The organism is Enterococcus sp. AZ095b (assembly GCF_051714725.1).
In the GTDB taxonomy this organism is placed as follows: Bacteria; Bacillota; Bacilli; order Lactobacillales; family Enterococcaceae; genus Enterococcus_B; species Enterococcus_B pernyi.
In genome coordinates this window covers 1,318,657-1,343,515 of record NZ_JBIOSL010000001.1, presented here as the reverse complement: position 1 = coordinate 1,343,515, position 24,859 = coordinate 1,318,657, and the positions used below count along the sequence as shown (strand labels likewise).

The following is a 24,859-nucleotide window of genomic DNA, read 5'->3' as shown; positions in this document are numbered from 1 at the left end:
ATATAATCTAACTTTTAGGCGTCGCTTCATTTGTTTTATGTCTTTCTATTTTGTGAGTAGGATCAATTACCTTTAACTAACGATATCGATTCTTTCTCTTAAATCATCTACATCTATTTTTGGTGATACAATATTTTGACGTTCTAATTCGTGTACCATGTAATTGACTGCTTTCAATAACTCTTTTCGTGTGATGATTCCTTTGAACACTTTATCCTCTGTGACAACTGGCAAGAACGAAGCATCCACTAGTAAATGAAGAACTTCTTCTAGTTCCCAATTTTCATCAATGGTTGGTACATCGGTTTCCATTACATCAGCAACTGTTAGGCCTTCTAATGGTTCCATACTGATTGTTTGTAGGTCCATCATCTTATTGACAACATTCGACAGACTGACTAGACCAACAAAGCGATCATCTTTCCCTAAGACAGGGATTTTAGTGTAGCCAACTTTCGATAAAACTAATAGTCCATGCGATAACGGATGTTGATACATAACATTTGCCACGTTTTCTGCTGGAACCAAAAATGTCTCTTGATTTTGCAGTAATAACTCTCTTACAATTGGTCCAATCATGTATTGGCCCTCCATTTCAAATTCTTTCAATATCTCTATTTTACCGAAAACGGATGCAAAATCTATACAAACATTTCTTTTTTTAGCAAAAATTAGAGTTTGTTTGTCAGCGTTTATATTCAAATGCCATGTTATCGATTTTTTTGTGTGATCGATTATAGTATTGGACAGCAAGTGTCTCTTTCGTACTCTCAATGATTGCGTAAGCTGGGATTTGGATCATTCCTCGAGGTTGGGAAATGCTTCCTGGATTTAAGAACAAGATACCTTCTTCAAATTCACACCCTAGTTGATGGGTGTGCCCAAAAAGAGCAATCGTTGCTTGTTGCTCTTTTGCTTCAAGGGCTAACTGAGTCAAACCAAAGCGGACATTCGATAAATGGCCGTGCGTCATATATACCCGATCAAGCCCAGTATCTACAACTCGTTTGGTCTCAAAGTCTGTGCCGAAATCACAATTGCCTTGTACACCGAGATAGGTTTCCCAAACTTCATCTGTTGCGTCAAGTTCTGAATCGCCACAATGAAAGAAATAATCAACTTGATTTTGATACTGGGTCAGCAATTCTTTGATGATTGCTCGATCCCCATGGTTGTCACTAACGACTAAATAGCGCATCTACTCCACTCCTTCCAACCATCCCTGCCAAACTTGGCTTAGTTTTGCCATAGCCAAGCCTCGGTGACTGTGGTTATTTTTTTCTTCACTTGAGATTTCTGCCGCTGTTTGAGTGTACCCATCAGGAATGAACAAAGGGTCATAGCCAAAACCATTTTCGCCTTTAGGTATCCGACCAATTCGTCCAGGCCACTCTGCTTCCACTACTAAACTTTCTTTATTTGGCTCAGCGAAAACCAACGTACAATGAAATTGTGCGGTGCGTTCTTCATCAGCTACATCGGTTAATTCAAAAAGTAATTTTGCGTTATTTGCCGCATCACTCTTATGTTCGCCAGCAAAACGGGCAGAATAAACTCCTGGTCTACCACCTAACACATCGACTTTCAGGCCAGAGTCATCCGCCAATACTGGCTGGTTCAATACTTGAGCAATCGTTTCTGCTTTTAACCGAGCGTTTTCTTCGAATGTTGTACCTGTTTCTTCGACATCAGGTATCTCAGGATAATCAAACAATGTTTTGACTGTATAGCCTTCTTTCGCAAATAAGGTACGGAATTCTTCTGCTTTGCCTGCATTTCGAGTAGCAATCACAATCGTTTTTTCTGTCGGTTCAGGCGTAGTGTCTGACCATTCACTCAACAAAACATTTTTTTGTTCAAAAATCAGTGATTCGATCGCTGTTTTGCCATAAACAAGCATTTCGTTCAATTGTTCACCATCAAAGGTAGCTGCTTCGCCTGTCCCTTGGATTTCCACAAATTTGCCCGATTCCGTCATCACTAAGTTCATATCGACTTCTGCTGCAACGTCTTCGTGATAATCCAAATCAGTCACACATGTCCCATCAGCTAAAATCCCTACACTGATGGCAGCTAAATGTTCTTTGATTGGATCATTCGCTAACACTTTTTTCTGTAATAATTTTTCGATAGCTAATCTTAAAGCCACAAATGCACCGGTAATACTTGCTGTTCGGGTGCCACCGTCTGCTTGGATCACGTCACAATCAACGATGATACTGCGTTCACCAAGTTTCTCGAGATCGACGACCGCACGCAACGAACGACCGATCAAACGTTGGATCTCCATCGTCCGTCCACTTAACTTACCTTTGCTGCTTTCACGACGATTTCTCGTATTCGTGGCGCGGGGCAACATACTGTATTCTGCTGTCACCCATCCTTTACCAGTCCCTTTTAAAAACGGGGGGACTGTCTCTTCAACCGTTGCCGCACAAATCACTTTCGTATCGCCAAAGCTGATCAAAACTGATCCTTCTGGATGCTTCAGCACATTTGTTTCAATCGTGATTTTACGTAAATCTTGGACATTTCTTCCGTCATGACGCATCATTGCTCTTTTCCTCCTAAATCAATCGATTCAACGATCAGTTCTTTTAATCCTAACCAATCTTGGGCAATTTCATGGAACATTTTAGCTGATCCTGTCGTATAAAACTGACAAAGCGTTCGGCCATTTTGTGGTGAATTACTGATTTCAAAATAGTCAAGTAACATCGAAACTTCGCCAATCGTTTCTGCTCCTGAATCGATCAGCATGACTTTATCCCCCATAACATTCTGAATGATCGGGCGAAGGAGTGGATAATGGGTGCAACCTAAAATCAAGGTGTCGATCCCTTTTAATTCTAATGGAGCTAAAGTTTGGGCCACGATTTTTTTAGCGACTGATGATCGGTATTCTTTACTTTCTACGACTGACACAAACTTTGGACACGCCAAGCTGGTGACTTTCAGTTCGGGTGCTTTATCCAGCAAGGCCGTCTCGTAAGCGGCACTTTTGACGGTTCCAATTGTTCCAATCACCCCTACTCGGTGATTTTTCGTTTGTTTGACTGCCGCTCTCGTTCCTGGCAAAATCACACCGATCACTGGAATCGAGAGTGTTGCTTTGATTTCTTCTAATGCGACCGCAGTTGCCGTATTACAGGCAATCACAAGCATCTTTATGCCTTTTTCAACTAAATAATTCGTCATTTCCCATGTATAAGCGATCACTTGCTCTGCTGGTCTTGGTCCATATGGACAGCGCGCGGTATCGCCAACGTATAATATGTTTTCATTCGGCAATTGCTTCAATGCTTCTTTGACGACTGTAAGACCGCCAACTCCTGAATCAATAAAACCGATCGGACGTTTATCTGTCAATCGAATCATCCTTTTTCAAAAAAATTCTACCTTCTATATTGTGGACTTTTTGACGTGATTTATCAAGTCCTACAATCTGCTTTCCTGCTCTTTTTCCACATGACGACTCAACACGTGTCCCGATGGATTTTTTGGATAACGTAAGAAGGAATCCACAAAAAATTTTTAAAAAAATTTCGTGGATTCCTTCTTAATTCCCATTTAAAATACGATTTTTTCTACTAATAACTATACTTTCTTCTTTCTAGGTAAGAAGAAAGTAAAGAAAGTGCGTAACATACGACAAAATACATGAAAGTCATCATAACGAACATTGGTAAGACATAATTGGTATTTTGACCGTAGACGATCCGCGCTTGGTGTGTCAATTCTGGCAACGAGATGATCACCGCTAAAGAAGTGTCTTTGATCAACGAGATCAACTGACTGACGATAGCAGGGATCATTGACTTAAATGCTTGCGGCATGATGATCGTACGCATCGTTTCCACATAGCTTAATCCCGTGGAAAGCCCTGCTTCCATCTGACCTTTCGGCACAGCATTCAAACCTGCACGGAAAATCTCTGATAACATGGCAGATTCAAAAATCGTCAATGCTGCAACTGCTGACCAAAAGATGTTCATTTGGATACCGATTTGCGGTAAAGCAAAATAAGTGAAAAAGATGATCAGCAATAATGGCAGATTACGAATGATGTCGATAATCAAACCTACTATTTTTGATAAATAAGGAATACTCGCAAAACGAAGAACACCTGTCAGCCCACCGATCAGAAAACTAAAAATGATGGAGAAGAGCGAAACTTCGATCGTTACTTTTAGTCCTTCCAGTAAAAAGCGAATATTCATCCATGAAAATGCACCACTAAAATCCATTGAGATTCTCCTTTCTATGAACGAACTGCCCATTTTTTCTCAAGATAAACCATCAAATAAGACAATGGTAAGGTAATGATCAAGTAAAATAAACCGACGATGATATAGGTATCAAACGTGTTGAAAGTTTCACTAGCGATCAAATCCCCTTGATACATGATATCCAAACCAGCAACAATTGCTAAAATCGATGAATTTTTGACCAAATTGATAAATTGATTGCCTAATGGTGGGATAACGATTTTAAATGCCTGTGGCAATACGATGTAACGCATCGTCTCTGAGTAAGTAAATCCTGATGAAAGACCAGCCTCCATTTGACCTTTTGGCACAGTTTGGATGCCCGAACGAACGGTTTCTGCAATAAATGCGGAAGTATAGATCGTCAGCCCGATCGTTCCTGCTTGAAAACCATCAAAGCTGATCCAATAAAGTGGTAATACGACATAGAAGAACATCACGATGATCAATAACGGGATATTCCTAAAAAATTCAACATAGGCTTTCGCTAAACCACGAATCCATTTATTGTGTGACAATTGAAAAATCGCCATCAACGTTCCGATGATCAAACTGAATAAAAGTGCCAAAACACTTGATAGGATCGTTACTTTAAATCCATCAAGGAAGGCTGGCCCATAAGTTTGTATCAATTCACTCATTGTATTCCCTCCTTAATCAATTTTTCCCTGAGTCGTATCTGGGAACCATTTTTCATAAATCTTATCGTAGGTGCCGTCTTCAACCATTTCCGCTAATGCTTGGTTGACTGCATCTAAGAAATTTTCTTGTCCTTTGTTGATTGCAATACCATAAGGCTCTTTGGTAAATGTTCCACCTGCTAATTCATAGCTAGGGTTCTCCGCTGCCATTCCGAGTAAGATCGCATTGTCTGTCGTCATGGCATCACCTTGCCCCGATTGTAAGGCAGTAAATGCTTCTGCATAGTTCTCTAACTCCAAGATCCGCGCATCAGGTGCATGTTCTCTGATGTTGGCAGCTGAAGTCGAGCCTTTTACCGCTAGAACAGTCGTTTCAGCGTTTAAATCCTCCACACTTTTGATGGGACTACCCTTTTCAACGAGCAATGATTGTCCGGCGTCAAAATAAACTGAAGAGAAATCGACTTGCTTTTTACGTTCTTCGGTAATCGTCATCGTCGCAATGATGGCATCGATATTCCCATTTTTTAATAATGGGATTCTTGTTTTAGAAGTGACTTCGACAAACTCTGCTTTTCCGTCCTCTCCTAAAATCTTCTTCGTGATTGCTTTGGCGATATCGATATCAAACCCTTGAACAGTGCGGCTTTCGATATCCATCATCCCAAACAATCGTGTATCGTATTTGACACCCCAAATGATCTCGTTCGTTTCTTTACTACGAGTTAAAATATCTTTTTCTGCCAAACTGCTACCTTTACAGCCGCTCAATACTAGAAATACTAGCCCAAAAAGAAATAATAAACGAGTGAATGTTGTCTTACGCATATCGTTCCTCCTATCAATGATTGATTACTTTACTGATAAATTGTTTTGCACGTTCCTCTTTTGGATCATCGAAGAAATTGCGTACATCGCGACTATCTTCTAATACTTGTCCGTCCGCCATAAAAATGACACGGTCTGCCACTTCTTTCGCAAAGCCCATTTCGTGTGTGACCACGATCATTGACATGCCATCTCTTGCCAATTTTTTCATTACGTCCAATACATCACCGATCATCTCTGGGTCCAAGGCAGATGTTGGCTCGTCAAATAACAGCATTTCGGGATTCATCGCTAAGCCGCGAGCAATCGCTACACGCTGTTGTTGTCCACCAGATAACATGGAAGGATAGGAATCTTTTTTATCTAGCATATTGACTGTCTTTAAAAACTTTTCCGCATTTTTTACAGCAGTTGCCTCATCTTGTTTTAATACTTTGATTGGTGCTAATGTGATGTTTTCTAAAACTGTTTTATTGGGGTAAAGATTAAAATGTTGAAAGACCATTCCGACATTTTTTCTAATCTCCGTCAATTTTGTGTTTTTATCGCGAATATCGACATCATTGATCAAAAGCTTTCCTGAAGTGATTGTTTCTAAGCCATTGATACAGCGAAGCATCGTACTTTTTCCTGATCCTGATGGACCAATGACAACGACAACTTCCCCTTTTTCAAACTCAAGATTGATGTTTTTCAACGCATGGAATTTGCCGTAATACTTTTCCACGCTATCAAATTTAATCATTGTCATAACATTACACTCCCATTATTATTTAGTAAGATTTCATTTAAAGATATATAATAGAACACATTATATCCGAAAGCGAAGCAACTTGTAAAGTTTCCAAGAAAATTCCTTTGTCCGTTTTCTTTTACCATTTGTATAAATAACGATTTCCTGACTGATTTTTTCAATGATTTTCGGTTTATCCTGTTGTTAATTCTGCAAAAAAACGGTAAGATATTAAGTATTAGTCTTAGAAATTACAAAGAGGTGTTCTTTTTTGAAAAATATTATTTTAACAGGAGACCGTCCTACTGGCAAACTACACTTAGGCCATTATGTCGGGTCTTTGAAAAAACGTGTAGAAATGCAAGCGGATGAGAACAATCAGTTGTTCGTAATGATCGCAGATATGCAAGCCTTGACTGACAATGCGAAAAACCCTGAAAAAGTGTCTTCCAATGTATTAGAAGTTGCTTTAGATTACTTATCGGTTGGTTTAGATCCTGCCAAATCAACATTGTTTATCCAGTCGCAAATCCCTGAATTAGCTGAGTTGACAATGTATTACTTAAACTTAGTAAGTATTGGTCGTGTGCGTCGTAACCCGACTGTTAAAACGGAGATCGAGCAAAAGAAATTTGGCGAAAGTGTCCCAACAGGCTTCTTTATCTACCCTGTCTCACAAGCTGCTGACATCACTGCGTTCAAAGCAAATCTAGTGCCAGTTGGTGAAGACCAAAAACCAATGTTGGAACAAACGCAAGAGATCGTCCAAAGTTTCAATCACACTTATGGAGAAGTACTAGTTGAACCGAAAGCCGTCTTCCCTCCTAAAGGAATGGGTCGTTTACCTGGGATCGATGGTAACGGAAAAATGAGTAAATCATTAGGAAATGGCATCTACATTTCTGACCCTGCGGATGTTTTACAGAAAAAAGTGATGAGTATGTATACTGATCCAAATCACATCCATGTCCAAGATCCAGGACAAGTCGAAGGCAATATGGTCTTTACGTACTTAGATGTTTTTGGTACAGACAAAGAAGCAATCGAAGAGATGAAAGCCCACTATCGTCGTGGTGGACTCGGTGACGTGAAAATCAAGCGTTACTTGATCGACGTATTAGAAGCAGAGTTCGCACCGATCCGCGCACGTCGTGAAGAATTGGCGAAGGACCCACAAGCCGTGATGGATATCTTACGTCATGGTAGTGAAGAAGCGGCTAAAGTTGCGGCAGCCACACTTTCTGAAGTGAAAGCGGCAATGGGCATCAATTATTTCAATCAGTAATCACACAAAAAAGCTGGAACAAAAATCATTGAATGATTTTTGTCCCAGTTTTTTCTTCTATTATTAAGGTTTAACGAATACTTGCATCAACTGTTTCTGTCAACGCCTTTTCAACCTTGCTCATTGCTTGGTTGATTTCTTCATCTGTCAACGTTGCTTCGGGATTTTCAAAGCTTAACGTATAGGCGACTGATCTATGCCCTGCTTCAATATTTGCTCCTTGGTAGACATCGAATAGTTCGACATTTGTCAAGAATCGGCCAGCAGCTGCTTGGATTGTGCGAACGATTTCTTGATTCGTCACTTGTTCAGCTACTAACATCGCAATGTCACGCGTCACACTTGGGAATTTTGTGACTGGTCGGAAAGTGATGCCTTTTTGTGATGCTTCCACAACTGTGGCTAAATCAAACTCTGCCACATAAGTTTCTGGAATATCGTAAGCTTTAGCAGTCATAGGATGCACTTGGCCAACAAACCCGATCATTGTTTCACCTAAATAAATGGCCGCCGTCCGACCTGGGTGAAGTTCATCGATCGTTGTCAACGCTTGATAAGTGATTTCCTCATTGATGGAAAGTTGTTCGAATACATTTTCTAATATTCCTTTTACTGTAAAGAAATCAACCGCTTGTGGCTTACTTTGCCAACTCTTCTCTTCCCATGTGCCAGACACCGCAAGAGCTACGTGAGTGACTTCTTGTGGTAGATGAGTCAATGGATCGTTTTCTTGATAGAAGACGCGACCTACTTCATAAAATGCGACATCTGAATTTTTACGTGCCGTGTTATATTGGACGTTATCCAAAAGACCACTGATCAAGTTCATACGTAAGACAGAACGGTCTTCACTCATCGGCCAATCCAAGCGAGTGATGGCTGTTTCTTTCAAAGCGAATTGACGTGATTTATCTTCCGTTGTCAGTGCATAACTAATGGCTTCAGTTAGACCACTGCCTTCAAGTAATGTACGGATCTTTCGTGTTGTCGCTTGTTCTTGTGTCAAACTACCTGCAACTGTTTCGCCGCTTGGTAACGTTGAAGGTAAACGATCATACCCATAAATACGTGCCACTTCTTCGATGATGTCTGCTTCGATCTGGATATCCCAACGTCTTGGAGGTACAACAACAGTATAAGTTTCTCCATCGAGGTGATAGCCGAATCCTAATGCTTCAAAGATCTCACTTACTTCAGCGACATTTAAGATTGTGCCAAGGTACTGGTTGATGCGCTTCAATGTGATCTGTACTTCGACTTCTTTTGCTTGATACTCAGAACCTTTGACCGCTCCTTGTAACACTTCTCCTCCTGCTAAAGCAACGATCATCGCTGCTGCAACATCGCTTGCTTCGCCGACGGTTCCTTTATTGATGCCTTTTTCAAAGCGCGCAGATGATTCACTACGTAAATTGAAACGTTTGGCTGTGCGGCGAATCAAGATGGGATCGAATAAAGCGGATTCTAACGCAACGGTTGTCGTTGTTTCCGTAATCTCTGAGTCTTGTCCGCCCATTACTCCAGCTAAAGCCACTGGCACTTGTCCATTTGTGATGACCAAGTCTTCTGAAGTCAATGAACGCGTTTCGCCATCTAACGTCACGATGTTCTCTTCTTCTGCTGCATGACGCACCACGATTTCTTCTGAACCTAACTTATCATAGTCGAATGCATGTAACGGTTGACCGAACAATAATAAGATATAGTTTGTGATATCAACGACGTTATTGATTGGTCGGATTCCTTCATTCATCAAGATATTTTGTAACCATTGTGGACTCGGTTGGATCTTGACGTTTTCAATGATGCGGATTTGGTATGCTGGTACCAATTCTTCGTCTTCTACTTTTACCGCAATTTTCTCTGAAGCTTTACGTTCAACTTCTACTAACTTTTCATCATTGAATGTTGGTTTTTGGCGGTAGATCGCGCCAACTTCATATGCCACACCTCTCATTGATAATGCGTCGGCACGGTTAGGTGTGATCGATAGTTCGATGATAGCATCGTCCATATCTAGATAAGAAAAGACTGGTTCTCCATTGACCGCTTCTTGTGGCAAATAGTAGATGCCTTCTGAATATTCTTTCGGTACGACACTGTCAGAATAACCGATTTCTTGTAAGGCACAGATCATCCCATTCGAGACTTGTCCACGCATCTTGCCTTTTTTGATTTTGACATTGCCCGCAATCCGTGAATTTGGTAAAGCCACGATGACTTTGATTCCTGCTTTGACATTTGGTGCGCCACAAACGATTTGTGATAATTCTTCTTCGCCGATGTCGACTTGACAGATCGATAGATGATCCGAATCAGGATGTGGAATACATTCTTTCACTTCTCCGACAACGATTTTCTTCAAGCCTTCTTCAGGTACAGTTACACCTTCGACTTCGATTCCTGTGACTGACATTTTGTCTGCAAGTTCTTGCGGTGTCACATTTGATAAATCAACGTATTGATTCAGCCATTTATATGATACTAACATTCTTTTACTCCCCCTTGAACTGACTTAAGAAGCGCAAGTCATTTTGATAGAAATTACGAATATCGTTGACCCCATAACGTAACATTGCGACACGATCTGGGCCAAGTCCAAAAGCAAATCCGGAGTATTCTTCAGGATCGATCCCTGACATTTCCAAGACATTTGGATGAACCATACCAGCACCTAAGATCTCGATCCAACCTGTGTGTTTGCAGACGTTACAGCCTGAACCACCGCATTTGAAACAGCTGACATCGACTTCAACAGATGGTTCTGTAAATGGGAAGTAGCTTGGGCGTAAACGGATCTGGCGATCTTCACCAAACATTTTCTTCATCACGACTTCAAGTGTTCCTTTTAGATCACCCATCGTCACGTTCTTGTCGATCACCAATCCTTCGATTTGATGGAATTGATGGCTGTGTGTTGCATCATCAGTATCACGTCGGAAAACTTTTCCTGGTGAGATCATGCGTAGCGCACCTTTTGAAAAATCATGTTTTTCCATGGTACGTGCTTGCACAGGCGACGTATGCGTACGGATCAAGATTTCTTCTGAGATATAAAAAGTATCTTGCATATCACGTGCCGGATGGTCTTTTGGTAAATTCATTCGTTCAAAGTTATAGTGGTCTGACTCGACTTCATATCCTTCAACGATTTGATACCCCATACCGATAAAAATATCTTCGATTTCTTCCATGATCTGCGTTAAGATATGGCGTGTACCTTGTTTGACTGAGCTACCTGGAAGCGTTACATCGATGGTTTCTTTTTCTAATGCTTCATTCATTGCAGCGGTTTCCAAGACTGCTTTTCTTTCTTCGATTTCTTGTGTCAATAGATCACGGATCTCATTGGCAAAGCTTCCCACTTTCGGACGCTCTTCGGCACTTAGATCTTTCATTCCACGTAAGACCTCAGTGATCGGTCCTTTTTTCCCTAATGTTTCGACACGGATTTGATTTAGTTCTTTCAAATCCTGCGCCTGCTTGATCTTGACGATCGTTGCTTCTTTCAAGCTTTCGAGTTGTGCTTGTAAAGACATGCGATTTCCTCCTTTAAATTCAACTACAAAAAAGACCTCATTCCTATCAAGGAACGAGGTCTTCGCGTTACCATCCTAATTTACGATCCCAACGAGATCGTACACTCATTTTAATAACGACAGACATACTGCCGGTCTGAAAAATCTCTCAGACGAACTCGGAAAGTGAACTTCATTTTTCAAACACAGGATCTGCTTTCAGTCCATGACAGATCTCCCTATACTGGTTTAGCCAAACTACTCTTTTTCGTCAACATTCTTTTTGTCTATTCAACTAAAAACTAGTGTACAAGATTTTTGATGCAAAATCAACTGCATTCTTCGGGTGTGACCCATTTCTCACTCCAAAGCTGCAACTGGACCATCGCTTTTTGTAGATCTGCCCCTTTTTCTGTCAGCATATATTCTGAACGACTGGATTCATTACACGAAAAATTACGGGTAACGATCTTTTCTTTTTCAAGCTCTTTTAATCGTTCGACCAAGACACGGTCACTGACCATCGGGATTTTTGCAGAGAGATCAACAAAGCGCTGCGGACCATTTTCGAGTAATACATCGATAATCAATCCATTCCATTTTTTCCCTAAAATCGAGAATGTTTTTTCAAATTTGGGACACAGAATGAATTCTGTCTGTGTTAGCTCCATCTTACTCACCTCTTTTCATGAGTATAGCATATTACTTACAAAGTGTAAGTCCAGTTTGCTCACTTCTTATTCTTTATTAAGATTTATTATTTTCTTCGCCTGTAACAAAACCAAAAAGACATCTTGAACGGGTTTATTCAACGCTTCACTCAATGCCCGTTGGTATAAGTTCAATTGCCCGCGGTATTTGCTGATGACCTTAGTGATTTCCTCTGGGTTTTCAGGATGTAAAATAAAATCAGTCTTGAAATCATAAAGCTGCACATACTCCCCAAAATCAAGATATCCATCGACGATCCCATGGATCAATAATTCATCGTCTTCATTCGGGTAGTGATCGAATACCTTTTCTGCTTGTAGAAGCATTGAAAATGGTTGTTCGCGTTTCACTTTTTCTGGATGTTCGATCAGTGATCGGCCAAGGGTAGATTCATAAAACCATAAGATGGAATCAATTGGCACACGTTTCGCTACTTGTTCATCGACTAAACGTTTTTTGACGAGGGTCGTCAGTTCTTTTTCGATGCTTTCTTTCGTCAACTGTTCCAATGGTAGGACTTGTAACAGAAAATGTGTTGCTGTCCCAACAGCTGTGGCAGAAACTTTGCGCTCTTTTTGTACAAAGCGTGGTTCAGCTAATTGGTCTTGCGTATACCTAAAAGGCTGAGCAAAGGCTTTTTTATCACTGCTTTCCCAAGTCAAACGTGCCTCTGGAGAGTCGTCTGGATCTTCAAACAACCGTTTGATCTCAGAAACGGATTGATAACTCGTTGTTTGTGCAGACGCCTCATAAGGATAACTGAAGGCTAAACGTGCTTGTAGTTCAGTCGTTAATGGGGTTAGATCTCCTTTTTGCTCTTCTGCTTGCTCTCCTTTGACTGTCAATGCTTGGCGTTGGGTTAAAATCTCTTGTTGATCCATCCAGGTGATCGTAAAATCTCCCGGTGAATTTTTCAGTTGTGGTAAAGGCATGACTTCTGGAAAATATTCGGTCATTTTAGGATGACGGATCAAGCTGTAACCGATCCAATTCATCAAGCTACTCGAACTTTTCAGGCGAATCACAGGATCTAACACTACATCCGTTTGCTCACTTGCTTCTGACCAGGCTTTGAACGTGTCTTCTTTGCTTTTGTACGAACCAACAATAAACAATTTTTGCTCTGCTCTAGTCAGTCCTACGTATAATTTACGCATTTCTTCGGAAAGCAATTTCTTCTGTTTGGCTAATTTGATGGCTTGATAAGGCAATGTATCAAACAAGACCCGCGTGTCTGGCTCCATGTAGCGCACGCCCGCACCTAGTTTTTCTTCGAAGGCATAACGGTTTTTCAAGTCTTGCAGATTGAATTGCTTCGTCATATCTAATAAGAAAACGATGGGGAACTCTAATCCTTTACTTGCATGGATAGTCATGACACGAACGGCATTGTCACTAGAAGCAATCACTGGTTCCGCCAAGTCTTTGTCTTTCTCCTGCATTTTCTCAATAAATCGTACAAACTGATAGAGACCACGAAACGAGCTTTGTTCATAAGCTTTGGCACGATCCACTAACGCATACAGATTCGCTTGACGTTGTGCACCAGCTGGCAACCCAACGACATATTCTAAATACCCTGTTTGGTAATAGATTTCCCATAATAAGTCCGTGATCGAAGAACGCCGCGCTAACTCTCGCCATTGTTCCAGTTGCTCATTGAAATGAAGCAATTTAGCCACTAATTCATCTTGGTTATTATTTTGATAAGCTAAGACTGCATCATAGTAAGTATGCGCCTTATCGGCTAATCGGATACGTGCTAACTCTGGTTCGATCAAGCCCACGACTGGTGAACGTAACACTGAAGCTAATGGGATATCCTGATAAGGGTTGTCGATCAATTGGAGCAATGAAATCATGATCCTGATTTCTGTCGCTTGGAAATAATTTTGGGCATCATTGAGTTCCAACGGAATATCAAACGTTTTGAATACTTCTAAAATCGTCAAATTATTTTTCTTCGTTGGTGTCAATAACACGATATCTTTGAATTCGATCGGGCGCTCTTCTTGACTTTTTTTGTCGTAGATCATGAATTTTGAATCGATCAATTCACGGATTTTCAAACCAGTCATCAAGAGTTCCCCTTCTGTTTTGTCTTCCAACATCTCGTCCATCGGCAACTCGCTTTCTGTCGTTTCTTGTTCCTTTTCATAGATCAAGACTTCTGGTGCAAATCGTTCATTTTCTGGAAACCCAGAAAAACCTAGAACTAGCCGAGCCGCTTCATCATAAGCGATTTGTCCAACTGCTGGGTCCATCAGCTGTTCAAAAATCAAATTAGTAAACGCTAAGACTTCTTGCCGTGAACGGAAATTCTCAGCTAAGACGATTCGTCGTCCCCCTTTTTCTTCCGAGAATTTCTCATATTTATTGATAAATAGAGTTGGATCTGCTAAACGGAAGGAGTAGATCGACTGTTTGACATCTCCCACCATAAAGAGATTGCCTCTCTCCTCATCTGGCTCTCTGACCCAATAGAGCAATTCTTCTTGCAATTGATTGACATCTTGGTACTCGTCGACCATGACTTCTTTAAACTTTCTGCGATAATAAACCGATGCTTCGCTTGGTAGCCACTCTTCCTCTGTTTGTTTCGTCAATATTCGTAACGCCAAGTGTTCCAGATCATTGAAATCTAGTACGCCTTTTTCACGTTTGCGCGCACTGAAGCCTTCCATGAAAAGCTTAGTGACTTCGGTCATTTGTTCCACGAGGGGGAACGCTTTTTGACTCAACTCTTCAATTTGTGCAGGTGAAACCGGGAAGTAGTTTTTGCCAATTTGTTGTAAGATTTTTTTGGCACGGTCTCTCAAGGTTTTTACTTCAGCAGAACGCTCTTTCAACTCTGCTTTCCGACTACTTTTGAAGGTCGAAAACGTCAGGTTTTCTAAAGCTTGGTAAGCTTCGTCCAACTCATCACTCAGGAAACGTTCATAGATTTGTTGGATACTCGCTTGTTCTTGTGAGACTTGATCAAACATCTTTTCAAGTCCTTCTTCTTGTGCCAAAACGACCATTTCTTCGTATAGCTGCGTACAATGAAGTAAATCAGCCAAGACGAGCGGTCGGATCTGTTCTTGGTACAATGCAGAAGCTGCTAATCCCTCTTCTAGCCGATATGCTTCTGGTAAACGATTCAACCAAGCCAACGGATCAGGGTTCGCTCTGGCAAAATCATAGAGAGAAAACACGAGGTTAGTCAAACCATCGTCTGAGCGATCATTTGAAAAGTTCATCGTCAGCTGAAAAAAAGCTTCGCGATTTTCTGCATAAAGTTGTTCTCTGATCTCATCCCAGACATCTTCTTTCATCAAGATCGTTTCCGTTTCATCCGTCAACATCCGAAAGACTGGATCGATATCGATCAAATAGTAATATTTACGGATCACCGTTAAACAAAACGCATGGAGTGTCGAGATATTGGCGGTGGGTAGTAAAACGAGCTGTTTCGTAAAATGTTTTTGCCAGACCGGATCACTTTCACTATTCACTGCTTCTTGCAAGGCTACTTGGATCCGTTCCTTCATTTCTCTTGCTGCCGCTTCTGTAAACGTCACGATCAGCAACTCGTCGATATTGACACCCATTTTTAACTTTTCGATCACTCGGCGGACTAACACAGTCGTCTTACCTGAGCCAGCGGAAGCCGAAACAAGTAGGTTGTCGCCTTGGTCAAAAATCGCTTGCCATTGTTCATCGGTAAAACGTTCATTTTCCGGTTTTAAAGGAATTGATGTCACTCGTCTTCACTCCTTTTTAGTATTCTGCGCAATGCTTCATCTTTATCCAGTTTTTCTAAACGATGATAATTATTTTCTTTGAGCATGACATCAAACGTACAAATACTTCTGAACGGACAATGCTCACAAGCAATCCGTTGTTTGTCTTTGTAAGCGGGATTCAGTTTGATCTCCCCTGAGGTGATCGCTTCCCCAGCTAAACGCATATTCTCACGATTATGGTTCATGAATAATTGAAGTTCTTCTTCTGTATAGAATTTCTCTTTACTATAACTGCCCTTTTGCAACTCGTCTTTGGCGTTTTTCTTCACCGGATAGATCAACGAACTTTCTTTTGCTTCCAATGAATGATCGAGCACTTCTAACAGACCAGGATCATCGACAAAAACACCGTCATAGCTGAATTTCTTCAAGGTATTCTTCTCGACGTCTGTCGTATCCGTCAAGACTGGATTATGCACATGCAAGTAATAAGAGCCTGCTGGTTTGACTGCAGCTTTCCCAGTCAATCGTACAGCATCCATCAATGCCACATCAAGATATGTCAATAGTTGCATCGCCATGCCGTAGTAAGCTTCAGTCACATCAAACGAACGACCACTTGATTTATAATCGACTACACTTAACCATGTATCACTTTGTTCAGTTGCCACATCGATGCGATCGATTTTTCCGCGAACGTGGAGTTTTCCGCCTTTGTCTAAAGGTATTTCCAAACCTGGTATCCCTCGTGCACCAGCGATCTGACCAAATAAAATCTCGGTCTGTAATGGCTTCATGCCCGTATTCTTGCTTTGTTTTTGTAACGCCCAAGCCACTTTTTGGATCGTTTGCCCTAATTGGTAACGAATATAGTTCATGCGGGCAGAGCTATCTAAAATCTCAAAGCGTAATTCACCAAATACTTCTTGTAAGACTTTTTCAGTAAATTCTTGTCGTTCCTTCTCCGACATCGCCACAAGTGACAGTTGATTCGAGAACAGCAATTTGAAGAAGCGATCCAATGATTCATGATAAAAGTCTCCAGTGGCAGCTGGTGTCAGTCCATAGATATTACGTTCTTTCAGCTTCAAACCAAACTGGACAAAGTATTTATATTCACAGTTATAAAAGTTTTCCATGCGTGAGATCGACGTATAGATTTCTTTGCCATAAAGAGCTTCTGCCATTTCTTCTGATAAGGAAACTGGTACATTTAGATGATCTTGACTTTCAAAAATCGTCAATGCAAAATTTCGTTGATCCGAACGCAGAACTAACTCTTTTAGTTGTTGCCAATAAAGTGGTACTGCTTGTTTGGCTTCTTTCGCTAAACGATAGACCCGATTGATCGTATTGATCCCACTACGGTAAGTGCCAACGTAACAATCTGGCTTACTCGTCAATTGCAACTGGCATTTTGGCTCGACTGGAACACCTAGATAGTCAACGACTCGTTTCAAATACGGAGACATTTTTAACCGATTGGTATCATAGCTCTGCGCGTAGCTCAAGTACAAACGTTCCGTTCCCGAAACAAACACTAAATACGCTTGGAAAGGTTCGAAAGACATACTTTCTTTTGCTGGATCGAATAAAAACTGATCCTCGCCTAACCCTTGATTCAACGCTTCACGTTCTTCACTCGATAATAAACCTTTAGTTTCATGGCGATCTGGAAACACTTGGTCATTCAAGCCGACCGCAAATGTTACTTTTGCTTGATTGGCACGTACAAGTTCCAACCGGTTGATCCTCACCTGATCGATTGCTGTAGGGATCTTCCCATAGCTGAGATTTTCTAGACCACTCGTGATGATCTCTTGAAATAATGACCAATCGAATGCTGTTTCTCCGTAGATCAATGAATACTCGTCCAGAAGATCCATCAAAGCACCCCAAGTTTGTTCATGGTTTCTAGCCGCAGCTAACCCGCCACGCGCCACTTCTTGGTCTCGCCAAAAAAGCAATTGTTGTTGTACGCCGCTTTCGATCAAGAAGCGATAAAACAAAGTGACTGCTTCTTGCCCTGTTTGGCATTTTTTGATGTTCTTCAAAAACACCGGCACCATGTCGCGAAAAAGTCTCCTGATCGTATTTGATTGCTCTTCTAGTTGTTTGACGTCTTCTAGCTGTTCTGCTTCAAAATCATAGGCAACAAATTGCCAATCTTTTTCGCGAAGCCAATACTTCCCTTGGTAGTTGTACGCTAGTGCTACGTTTTCCGTGATATCTAAATTCGTGCGGAATTGATTTCTAGTAGCTTCCCAAGTAGCCAGATCGAGCTCTTCATCTGTCCGACCGATCGTCAACTCCGTCTTGAAGAAACGCATGATGTCGTTTAGGCGATATTGATAACGATCCAAAGCAAACAAACTGTTGATCCATTCGATCAATGGATGGTTTTCCATCAGTTGCTCTTCATCCAGATAAAAAGGGATCGCCATCTCTTGGAAAATTGGTCGCAATAAATTGCCATACAGTGTCATATCCTTCGTCAATACTTGGATATCTCGATAGCGAAATCCTTCTTGACTGACCAAACGACGGATCTCCACCGCTAATTGGCGAACTTCTTCCGTTGGATTCTCTGCCTCCCACAGATGTAATGTCTCTTGCGCGCCAAGTTTCACAGGTTGGCTTTTCTGCTGGCTAGATGTTTCTTCCCACATTTGTTGTAATGTTTGAAGTTCGTTTTGGTGTTCTCGATTCGGTGCATAATGATCGACAGCCACAGGAACATTCAATTCTCTTGCTGCGTTGAGAAGTTGGAAATAGATCTTTCCTGTATTGAAGAACAAGGTCAACGGATCGGGTAGATCAGATTTGTAGGGACGATCCAATAGCAAATCGACCACTAGATGTCCTTTTTCCATCATTTTTTGCAGCAACTGGTATTCTTGGGCATTGATCCGGGCAAAACCACTCACTAAGAACTTGATCTTATGATAATCCTGCGTCGCCATATAATTCGCTAACACCGTCAGCGCATCTTCAGATTGTAGGGCGCGTTGGACTAATTCTTCTTCAAATGCAGAGAAAATCAGTTGTAGATCCTTCATTTTCAATTGTCGGTCTTCTTCTTTTGGAGATTCTCCTGTCACAGAAGTTAACAGATCAACAGGGGAAATTTTTCCGACTTGTAGTTCGCTATATAGCTCTTGTAACTGACGGATAAACCCTTTTTTGCGGATTTCTCCTCGAAATATCGTCAGTTCTTCTTGTTTTTTTTCTAAAATTTGGCGGAGGATCATCGCTGAACCAGATTCGGTCAATTCACTACCTGTCAGCAACGTAGTTTGTTGCAATAAGTACCAAGCCAAACGATAGAAACTGAATACTTGCATGTTGGTTGTGCTAAATGAGCTTTTTCCGCTTTTTTTACGCATCTCAGCGAGTAATTCTTGCTCTTGTTCAAATTTATTATAGTTAGGTACAAGGAAAAATACTTGATTGTCTTCATCTTTGTCAAGCCAAGCGGCGGCTTCATCGATCAGTGCTTTGCGGTGGTCTTTTTGACCATTCCCTAAGATAAATTGTAACGACACCTTATTGCCTCCTTTTCCTGGTTGATATACCTCTTCATTATAACAAAGATAGCTGAACATTTGTTCTATTATCGTTTAAATTTTGGAAATAAAAAAGCCGGAGCAGGACGACTGTCCTCTCCGACAAATGATGTAGATCCAATCAGTGGATCGACCCCATTAATTTTTTGATTGGCTCTTTGATTGCAAATAAAATCACTGCACCGACGATTGCAACGACGCCGATGATACCAAAGTAGGCAGATTCAGTACCTGGTGTATAGAACCGTGCGATTTGTGCATTGATGGCTTGGGAAGAAGCATCTGCTAAGAACCAGATCGCAATCGTTTGCGATTCGAAGGCTCTAGGCGCCAATTTCGTCGTCACTGATAGGCCGACAGGTGATAAGCAAAGTTCAGCAATCACGATGATGAAAAAGCTACCGATCAGCCAAAGTGGGCTGACTTTTCCAGCTGTTCCATATAACATTCCTGGCAACATCAGTAATAGGTAAGACAATCCGGCAAATAACAACCCTAGAGAGAATTTCACTACAGTTGATGGTTGACGTTTACCTAAACGAGTCCATAAAGTAACGAACACAGGTGTCAAAATAAAGATGAAGATCGGGTTCAATGATTGATACCAACTTGCTTGGATCGGAACACCCATCAAGGTCGATTGTGTTCGTTCACTTGCAAATAGGGCAAGGATCGATGACCCTTGTTCTTGCAATGACCAAAAGATGATTGCTGCTAAGAATAATGGGATATATGCCCATACACGTGGTTTTTCTTCCACTGAAACATCTTTTGAAGTCAACATTTTGATAAAGTAATAGAGTGGTAAAACGATTCCTAAGACACTGATCGTATTAACAAAGAAATCGATCGTCAAATGTCCAGTCAGTTGCGCTCCACCAAAAATAATAGCAAATACGATCAAAGCGATCACAACATTACGGATAAATCCTTTACGTTCGCCTTGTGTCAAAGGATTTGGAGGTGTCATACCCACTCCATCCAATGTCTTACGTCCTTGGATCACATATTGCAATAACCCGAAGAACATACCGATAGCGGCTAATGAGAAACCTAAATGGTAGTTATACTCTTGACCAATCGTACCGACGATCAACGGCGCGAGCAATGCGCCTAAATTGACACCCATATAAAAGATCGAAAATCCTGCATCTCTTCGTAAATCGGTTTTCGTATATAAATGCCCGACCATTCCCGAAACGTTTGGTTTTAAGAAAGCTGTACCGATGATGATCAACGCCATCGAGATAAATAAAGTAGAGACACCAAACGGCAATGCCAAAACAACATGACCGATCATGATGAAGACCCCACCAATAAAGACGGTTTTTTTGGCTCCTAACACACGATCAGAAAACCAGCCGCCTACGATACTCGACATATAAATCAACGAACCATAGATCGACATGATCGACAACGCTGTGGCACGAGGTAAACCAAGGCCTCCATTTGCTACCGTGTCGTACATATAATAGATCAGTAAGGCACGCATACCATAATAACTGAAACGTTCCCACATCTCTGTGAAGAACAATGTAGACAATCCCTTCGGCTGACCGAAGAACCCTTTGTCTTGTTTTTCCATATTCCCATACCCCAATTCTTTTAATTTTCAGAAAATAATACACATATTTACCGAAAATCCGTGTAAAAATATTTATTTAAGAAATATATACTTATTTTCTATAAATACAACAAAAATTTAATGGGAAAACGATAAGAAAAAACATAGGTTATTTTTAATAATTATATAGTCTACTTTATGTCATAAAGCTTAAATGTCGGTATATTCAGTATGTAAACGGTATCGTAACGAATTTTTTATGTAAAAGAACATCTTTTTTCTATTCGTACATTTTGTTAAGCGTTTTGTTTTACTTACTTTTTGTAAGGTGATATACTTCGTTTTGTCATCAAGAAAAAAAACGCAGAAAAGCGAATTAAAGGAGAACTAATCTATGACTGAATTTACAAATATCTTAAAAAACCGCCGTTCGATCTATGATCTAGGCCGTAACGTATCACTATCAAATGAAGAATTAACAACATTGATCCAAGAAGCAATCAAAGAAAGCCCTACTGCTTTCAATGCGCAATCAACACGTGCAGTAATCTTATTTGGCGATGCACATGAAAAATTATGGGAAATGACAGAAGAAGCTTTACGTCCACTGACACCTGCTGATGCATTCCCAAATACTCAAAACAAATTAGCTAGTTTCAAAAAAGGTTATGGTACTGTCTTGTTCTTCAAAGACACAGATGTGATCAAAAACTTGCAAGAGCAATTTGCATTATATGCAGATAACTTCCCTGATTGGTCAGAACAATCAAATGGTATTGCTACAGCCAATACTTGGGTGGCATTAAGCGAAGAAGGTTTAGGTGCAAACCTACAACATTACAATCCAGTGATCGATGAAGCTGTCGCAAAAGAATGGTCGATTCCTGCAAACTGGAAATTACGTGCACAATTAGTCTTTGGTTCACCTGAATCTCCAGCTGGCGAAAAAGAATATATGAACGATGCTGATCGTTTCCGCGTGTTTGGCTAATTCTACTAATACAAAAAGACAGCTCCTTCTACTAAAAGAAGGAGCTGTCTTTTTGTCATTTCAATGGATCATTCATCCTCATGCTCGATCATGATATCAAGTTCTGCATCATCATTTAAGTGTTTTGCTAAAAAAGGAATCAATTCTTCTAATGAGACAGAAAATTTCAATAACGGACCACGCCAACCGTTCCGGAAAAAATTCATTTTGACTTCTTTCGAATCTTTTGGTTGGTAAAGAACGACTTTGTTGATTTCAGAATATGGCACTCCGCGATGGTCAAAGCTGTTCAAAACTAGCCCATCTGTAGTAAGTCCTCGACTATCTAACAAGAAACTCAATAACACAAGAGAAGCCAAGACGCCTTTCACTAACTCATCAGTGGTTGGTTGACTGACCAATGTATACCATAAAACCAGTAAAGCAAGGAACGGAACAACTAAATAGACCCAGCGATTCCGAACCGTTTTATAAACGATCTCTCGTCGTACAAGCCATAGAAATAAGCACATGACGATGACAAATAAAAAAAGAACTATTGTAAAAAAGGAAACCATCTTATCGATCCACACCTTTATTTTCAACTCTTGAAACTAGAAAATCAAAGGGGTAAATCATATCCCCTCTAACTGAACAAACGGTATTCAAGGAGCAGTACTTCGGTCATAAGCCAAAAAACTCAAAAATGAAATAGGCGTTTTCGTTTTTTCTATCTTATGCCTTAGTGTTCAATGCTCGTTTCATAACCTTAAAAGGACCTGCAACATGATCATTCGATGTTGCATGTCCATATCTTCTTATTCAAATGTATCATATTTAGCTACTACCATGCTAGCTTTTTCTTCTAATAATTCTTGATCTTCTATAGCGCATTGGGCAACTTTGACTACGGCGCAATTCGTCATTTTTGAAACAACTTCTCCAACAACTGATTTGGTAAAACCAATGGGCCTACATGAATATTGTTCTCCTAAATTAATCATTTCTTCCGTCATCAAAATCCTCCTAAACTACTCAAACAGTTTGCCACAGAAAATCATTTCGTTTTATCTGTGTGTTTCGTTAGTGGTGATTTGATCAAACTCTTATTTGATCTATCCGCATTATAGCGTACTGTTTTCGTTTTCACAAATTTTAACAGCTAAACATAATAAAAAAATCGTTTTTTGGACTGTTTTTCCTTGTTTTTTACATTTGATCAGGCAGATTCATGTAGTTTTTTTTAGAAAAACAATTATAATAGAAAGAAGTCTGGGGGAGTCTTTCATGTCAAAACAAAAAAGTAAAAAACGATTACTACTAGGCGGGGCAGTGCTAGTGTTGATTTCAGGCGTCTTTTACTTTACAAATAAACAATTAGAAGATAAAAAATCAATAACGGAGGAAAACATAGAGCAGACAATCAAAACCGAAGAAAAACAAGTACTACTCGACGTACCTCTTGAAAATCAATTCGATGAACCTGCACTAGAGAATGGCTGTGAAGTAACCGCCTTATCGATGTTGTTGCGCTTCTATGGCTACGAAACTACCAAGAATCAATTAGCCGAACAATTAAATTATGTCCCCGTTTTCAATGCTGATGGCACTCATGGCGATCCAAATGAAGGGTTCGTTGGTGAGATCTGGGGCGGTGACTGGGCAATGGGTGTCTATGTTCCACCAATCGCTACGTTAGCCCAAGAAATCCTGCAAACCGATTATCATACCGAACCGCAAACGGATGCAAGCTTGACTGACATCAAAAATACACTAAAAGAAGAAAAACCTGTATGGGCTTCTGTCACGATCGATTTTCAAGTGCCGACAGAAAATGATTTCATGACTTGGACGACTGCAAACGGTGAAGTACAAGTCACGCCATTAGTCCATGCCTGTGTTGTAACTGGCTACGATGATCAATCAATCTATGTCAATGATCCTTATGGCATAAAAAATCGTGCGGTACCAATCGATGACTTTGAGCAAGTATTTACTGCCATGGGCGGACAAATGCTTACTTTAGAAAAGAACTAGTATTTCCTAGAAAAATAGCTTATACTCAAGCTAACAACGCATGGAAGGAGCAAGAATCTGTGGAACGATTTATTCATAAAAAGGCGGATCCAAATGAAATCCCAATCATCTTCGTCCGTGATACTGCTGGTAATATCCAAAAAAAAGTGTCAGTCAATGAATGGACGAACCGATACAGCCCTGCTTCCCTCGATTTACTTGAAATCAAACTTTATCGACAAGCATTGGCTTATTATTCTGAGCAAGACTACGAGAAAGCCATTGATTTGTTGAAACTTTTGATCATTCAAACTGGCTATACTCATTTTGAGTACATCGAACGTCTAGCCACCATCTATCGTAAAATCCATGCAGAAGCACTTGAATATCAGTTGCTCTCTTCTGTCTTAGCATCCGCTGAGATCATCGGCTTGCCTGCTGGTTTGATCAAAAAACTGGAACGGCGGATCGATCAATTGAAATTGAGCATGGCGAGAAAATAAAATAAACCTAAGAACGAATGATTAAGTTATTAATCAATTATTCTTAGGCTTATTTTTTAATTCAACATTTAGTTTACATAATAAAAATAAAATCAACCAATTATAGCTAATGCTTCTTTAGGTACCTCTTCTTTGGGAATTTCTTCGTATGTTTCTACATGAGCGCCTTTATTCGTCAATCTCAAGTAACGGTCTTTTTTTAAAACAGATAACCCGTTAAATTCAATCTCGCGTTCGTTGCCATTTGCATCAACTGCCTTTTGGATATATTTTGCTGTCCCAAATGAATTGACTTCATCAGGCTGTTTTGTTTTGACATACACTTCTCCCTTTGTGACTAACGGATTCAATTGGTCTATAACTGCTGGTAATTCTCCAGTAGCGTCTTGGGTATAAAACTTCAAGCCAAATAACGCCAACCCACTAAATACAACGGCACCTACTAATACTTTGATTACTTTCATTTTTCTACCTCCTCTTTACTCTTTGAGTATAGCTTGTAAAAAAATCACATTCATCCGTCTCTAG

General features: G+C 40.4%; 21 protein-coding genes. 4 read left to right on the top strand and 17 right to left on the bottom strand.

Features of this window, described 5'->3' with window-relative positions; translation table 11 throughout:
• Positions 1 to 72: 72 nt before the first annotated feature.
• The 8 genes from cbpB to IGJ99_RS06425 form a co-directional block, all read right to left on the bottom strand.
• Positions 73 to 579: a cyclic-di-AMP-binding protein CbpB gene (cbpB, locus tag IGJ99_RS06460; protein ID WP_010735587.1), complete on the bottom strand. Its 507-nt coding sequence runs from the start codon at positions 577 to 579 to the stop codon at positions 73 to 75.
• A gap of 106 nt (positions 580 to 685) precedes the next feature.
• Positions 686 to 1,198 (bottom strand): metallophosphoesterase, encoded by a 513-nt coding sequence (locus tag IGJ99_RS06455; protein ID WP_010735588.1) that lies wholly within the window; start codon positions 1,196 to 1,198, stop codon positions 686 to 688.
• Positions 1,199 to 2,551, bottom strand: a complete 1,353-nt coding sequence (gene rph / locus IGJ99_RS06450; RefSeq protein WP_438748932.1) for a ribonuclease PH — start codon at positions 2,549 to 2,551, stop codon at positions 1,199 to 1,201.
• Complete coding sequence (gene racE / locus IGJ99_RS06445; protein WP_019724592.1) at positions 2,551 to 3,378, bottom strand: glutamate racemase; 828 nt, start codon at positions 3,376 to 3,378, stop codon at positions 2,551 to 2,553. Before racE ends, rph begins: the two co-directional genes overlap by 1 nt.
• Positions 3,379 to 3,590: 212 nt before the next feature.
• Entirely contained in the window at positions 3,591 to 4,247 is a 657-nt protein-coding gene (locus tag IGJ99_RS06440) for an amino acid ABC transporter permease (protein WP_010735591.1), read from the bottom strand.
• 14 nt (positions 4,248 to 4,261) lie between these two features.
• Positions 4,262 to 4,909, bottom strand: a complete 648-nt coding sequence (locus IGJ99_RS06435; RefSeq protein WP_023519564.1) for an amino acid ABC transporter permease — start codon at positions 4,907 to 4,909, stop codon at positions 4,262 to 4,264.
• A 12-nt stretch (positions 4,910 to 4,921) separates the two neighbouring features.
• Positions 4,922 to 5,737 (bottom strand): transporter substrate-binding domain-containing protein, encoded by an 816-nt coding sequence (locus IGJ99_RS06430; protein ID WP_010735593.1) that lies wholly within the window; start codon positions 5,735 to 5,737, stop codon positions 4,922 to 4,924.
• Between the two features lie 13 nt (positions 5,738 to 5,750).
• Entirely contained in the window at positions 5,751 to 6,488 is a 738-nt protein-coding gene (locus IGJ99_RS06425; RefSeq protein WP_010735594.1) for an amino acid ABC transporter ATP-binding protein, read from the bottom strand.
• A 253-nt stretch (positions 6,489 to 6,741) separates the two neighbouring features.
• Between IGJ99_RS06425 and trpS the strand changes: the two genes are divergently transcribed.
• The gene (gene trpS, locus IGJ99_RS06420; protein WP_438770687.1) at positions 6,742 to 7,755 is read left to right on the top strand and encodes a tryptophan--tRNA ligase; all 1,014 of its coding nucleotides are present in this window, start codon (positions 6,742 to 6,744) and stop codon (positions 7,753 to 7,755) included.
• Between the two features lie 70 nt (positions 7,756 to 7,825).
• On the opposite strand, the gene pheT is transcribed toward trpS, so the two are convergent.
• The 6 genes from pheT to IGJ99_RS06390 all read right to left on the bottom strand — a co-directional run bounded on the left by pheT (position 7,826) and on the right by IGJ99_RS06390 (position 20,863).
• Positions 7,826 to 10,246, bottom strand: a complete 2,421-nt coding sequence (gene pheT / locus IGJ99_RS06415) for a phenylalanine--tRNA ligase subunit beta (protein ID WP_438770686.1) — start codon at positions 10,244 to 10,246, stop codon at positions 7,826 to 7,828.
• 4 nt (positions 10,247 to 10,250) lie between these two features.
• Positions 10,251 to 11,294 carry a phenylalanine--tRNA ligase subunit alpha gene (gene pheS / locus IGJ99_RS06410; protein WP_010735597.1) on the bottom strand — a complete coding sequence of 348 codons (1,044 nt, stop codon included), beginning with the start codon at positions 11,292 to 11,294 and terminating at the stop codon, positions 10,251 to 10,253.
• Between the two features lie 308 nt (positions 11,295 to 11,602).
• Entirely contained in the window at positions 11,603 to 11,944 is a 342-nt protein-coding gene (locus IGJ99_RS06405) for a winged helix-turn-helix transcriptional regulator (protein WP_019724054.1), read from the bottom strand.
• 66 nt (positions 11,945 to 12,010) lie between these two features.
• The gene (addA, locus tag IGJ99_RS06400) at positions 12,011 to 15,730 is read right to left on the bottom strand and encodes a helicase-exonuclease AddAB subunit AddA (RefSeq protein WP_438770685.1); all 3,720 of its coding nucleotides are present in this window, start codon (positions 15,728 to 15,730) and stop codon (positions 12,011 to 12,013) included.
• Complete coding sequence (locus IGJ99_RS06395; RefSeq protein ID WP_438747935.1) at positions 15,727 to 19,257, bottom strand: PD-(D/E)XK nuclease family protein; 3,531 nt, start codon at positions 19,255 to 19,257, stop codon at positions 15,727 to 15,729. The genes addA and IGJ99_RS06395 overlap by 4 nt, the downstream gene beginning before the upstream one ends.
• Positions 19,258 to 19,399: 142 nt before the next feature.
• Positions 19,400 to 20,863: a peptide MFS transporter gene (locus IGJ99_RS06390; protein WP_010735601.1), complete on the bottom strand. Its 1,464-nt coding sequence runs from the start codon at positions 20,861 to 20,863 to the stop codon at positions 19,400 to 19,402.
• A 373-nt stretch (positions 20,864 to 21,236) separates the two neighbouring features.
• On the opposite strand from IGJ99_RS06390, the gene IGJ99_RS06385 reads away from it, so the two are divergent.
• Complete coding sequence (locus tag IGJ99_RS06385) at positions 21,237 to 21,833, top strand: nitroreductase family protein (RefSeq protein WP_224434688.1); 597 nt, start codon at positions 21,237 to 21,239, stop codon at positions 21,831 to 21,833.
• A gap of 68 nt (positions 21,834 to 21,901) precedes the next feature.
• Here IGJ99_RS06385 and IGJ99_RS06380 read toward each other — a convergent pair whose 3' ends face one another.
• On the bottom strand, positions 21,902 to 22,390 hold the full coding sequence (locus IGJ99_RS06380) for a hypothetical protein (RefSeq protein ID WP_010735603.1): 489 nt from the start codon (positions 22,388 to 22,390) through the stop codon (positions 21,902 to 21,904).
• 240 nt (positions 22,391 to 22,630) lie between these two features.
• The gene (locus IGJ99_RS06375) at positions 22,631 to 22,828 is read right to left on the bottom strand and encodes a hypothetical protein (RefSeq protein WP_010735604.1); all 198 of its coding nucleotides are present in this window, start codon (positions 22,826 to 22,828) and stop codon (positions 22,631 to 22,633) included.
• Positions 22,829 to 23,099: 271 nt separating this feature from the next.
• Here IGJ99_RS06375 and IGJ99_RS06370 point away from each other — a divergent pair, with 271 nt between their 5' ends.
• Positions 23,100 to 23,849 (top strand): C39 family peptidase, encoded by a 750-nt coding sequence (locus tag IGJ99_RS06370; protein ID WP_153830407.1) that lies wholly within the window; start codon positions 23,100 to 23,102, stop codon positions 23,847 to 23,849.
• 59 nt (positions 23,850 to 23,908) lie between these two features.
• Positions 23,909 to 24,331, top strand: coding sequence for a hypothetical protein (locus IGJ99_RS06365; protein WP_438770684.1), 423 nt, complete (start codon positions 23,909 to 23,911; stop codon positions 24,329 to 24,331).
• A 92-nt stretch (positions 24,332 to 24,423) separates the two neighbouring features.
• Here IGJ99_RS06365 and IGJ99_RS06360 read toward each other — a convergent pair whose 3' ends face one another.
• Positions 24,424 to 24,795, bottom strand: a complete 372-nt coding sequence (locus IGJ99_RS06360; protein WP_010735607.1) for a YxeA family protein — start codon at positions 24,793 to 24,795, stop codon at positions 24,424 to 24,426.
• Positions 24,796 to 24,859: the final 64 nt, after the last annotated feature.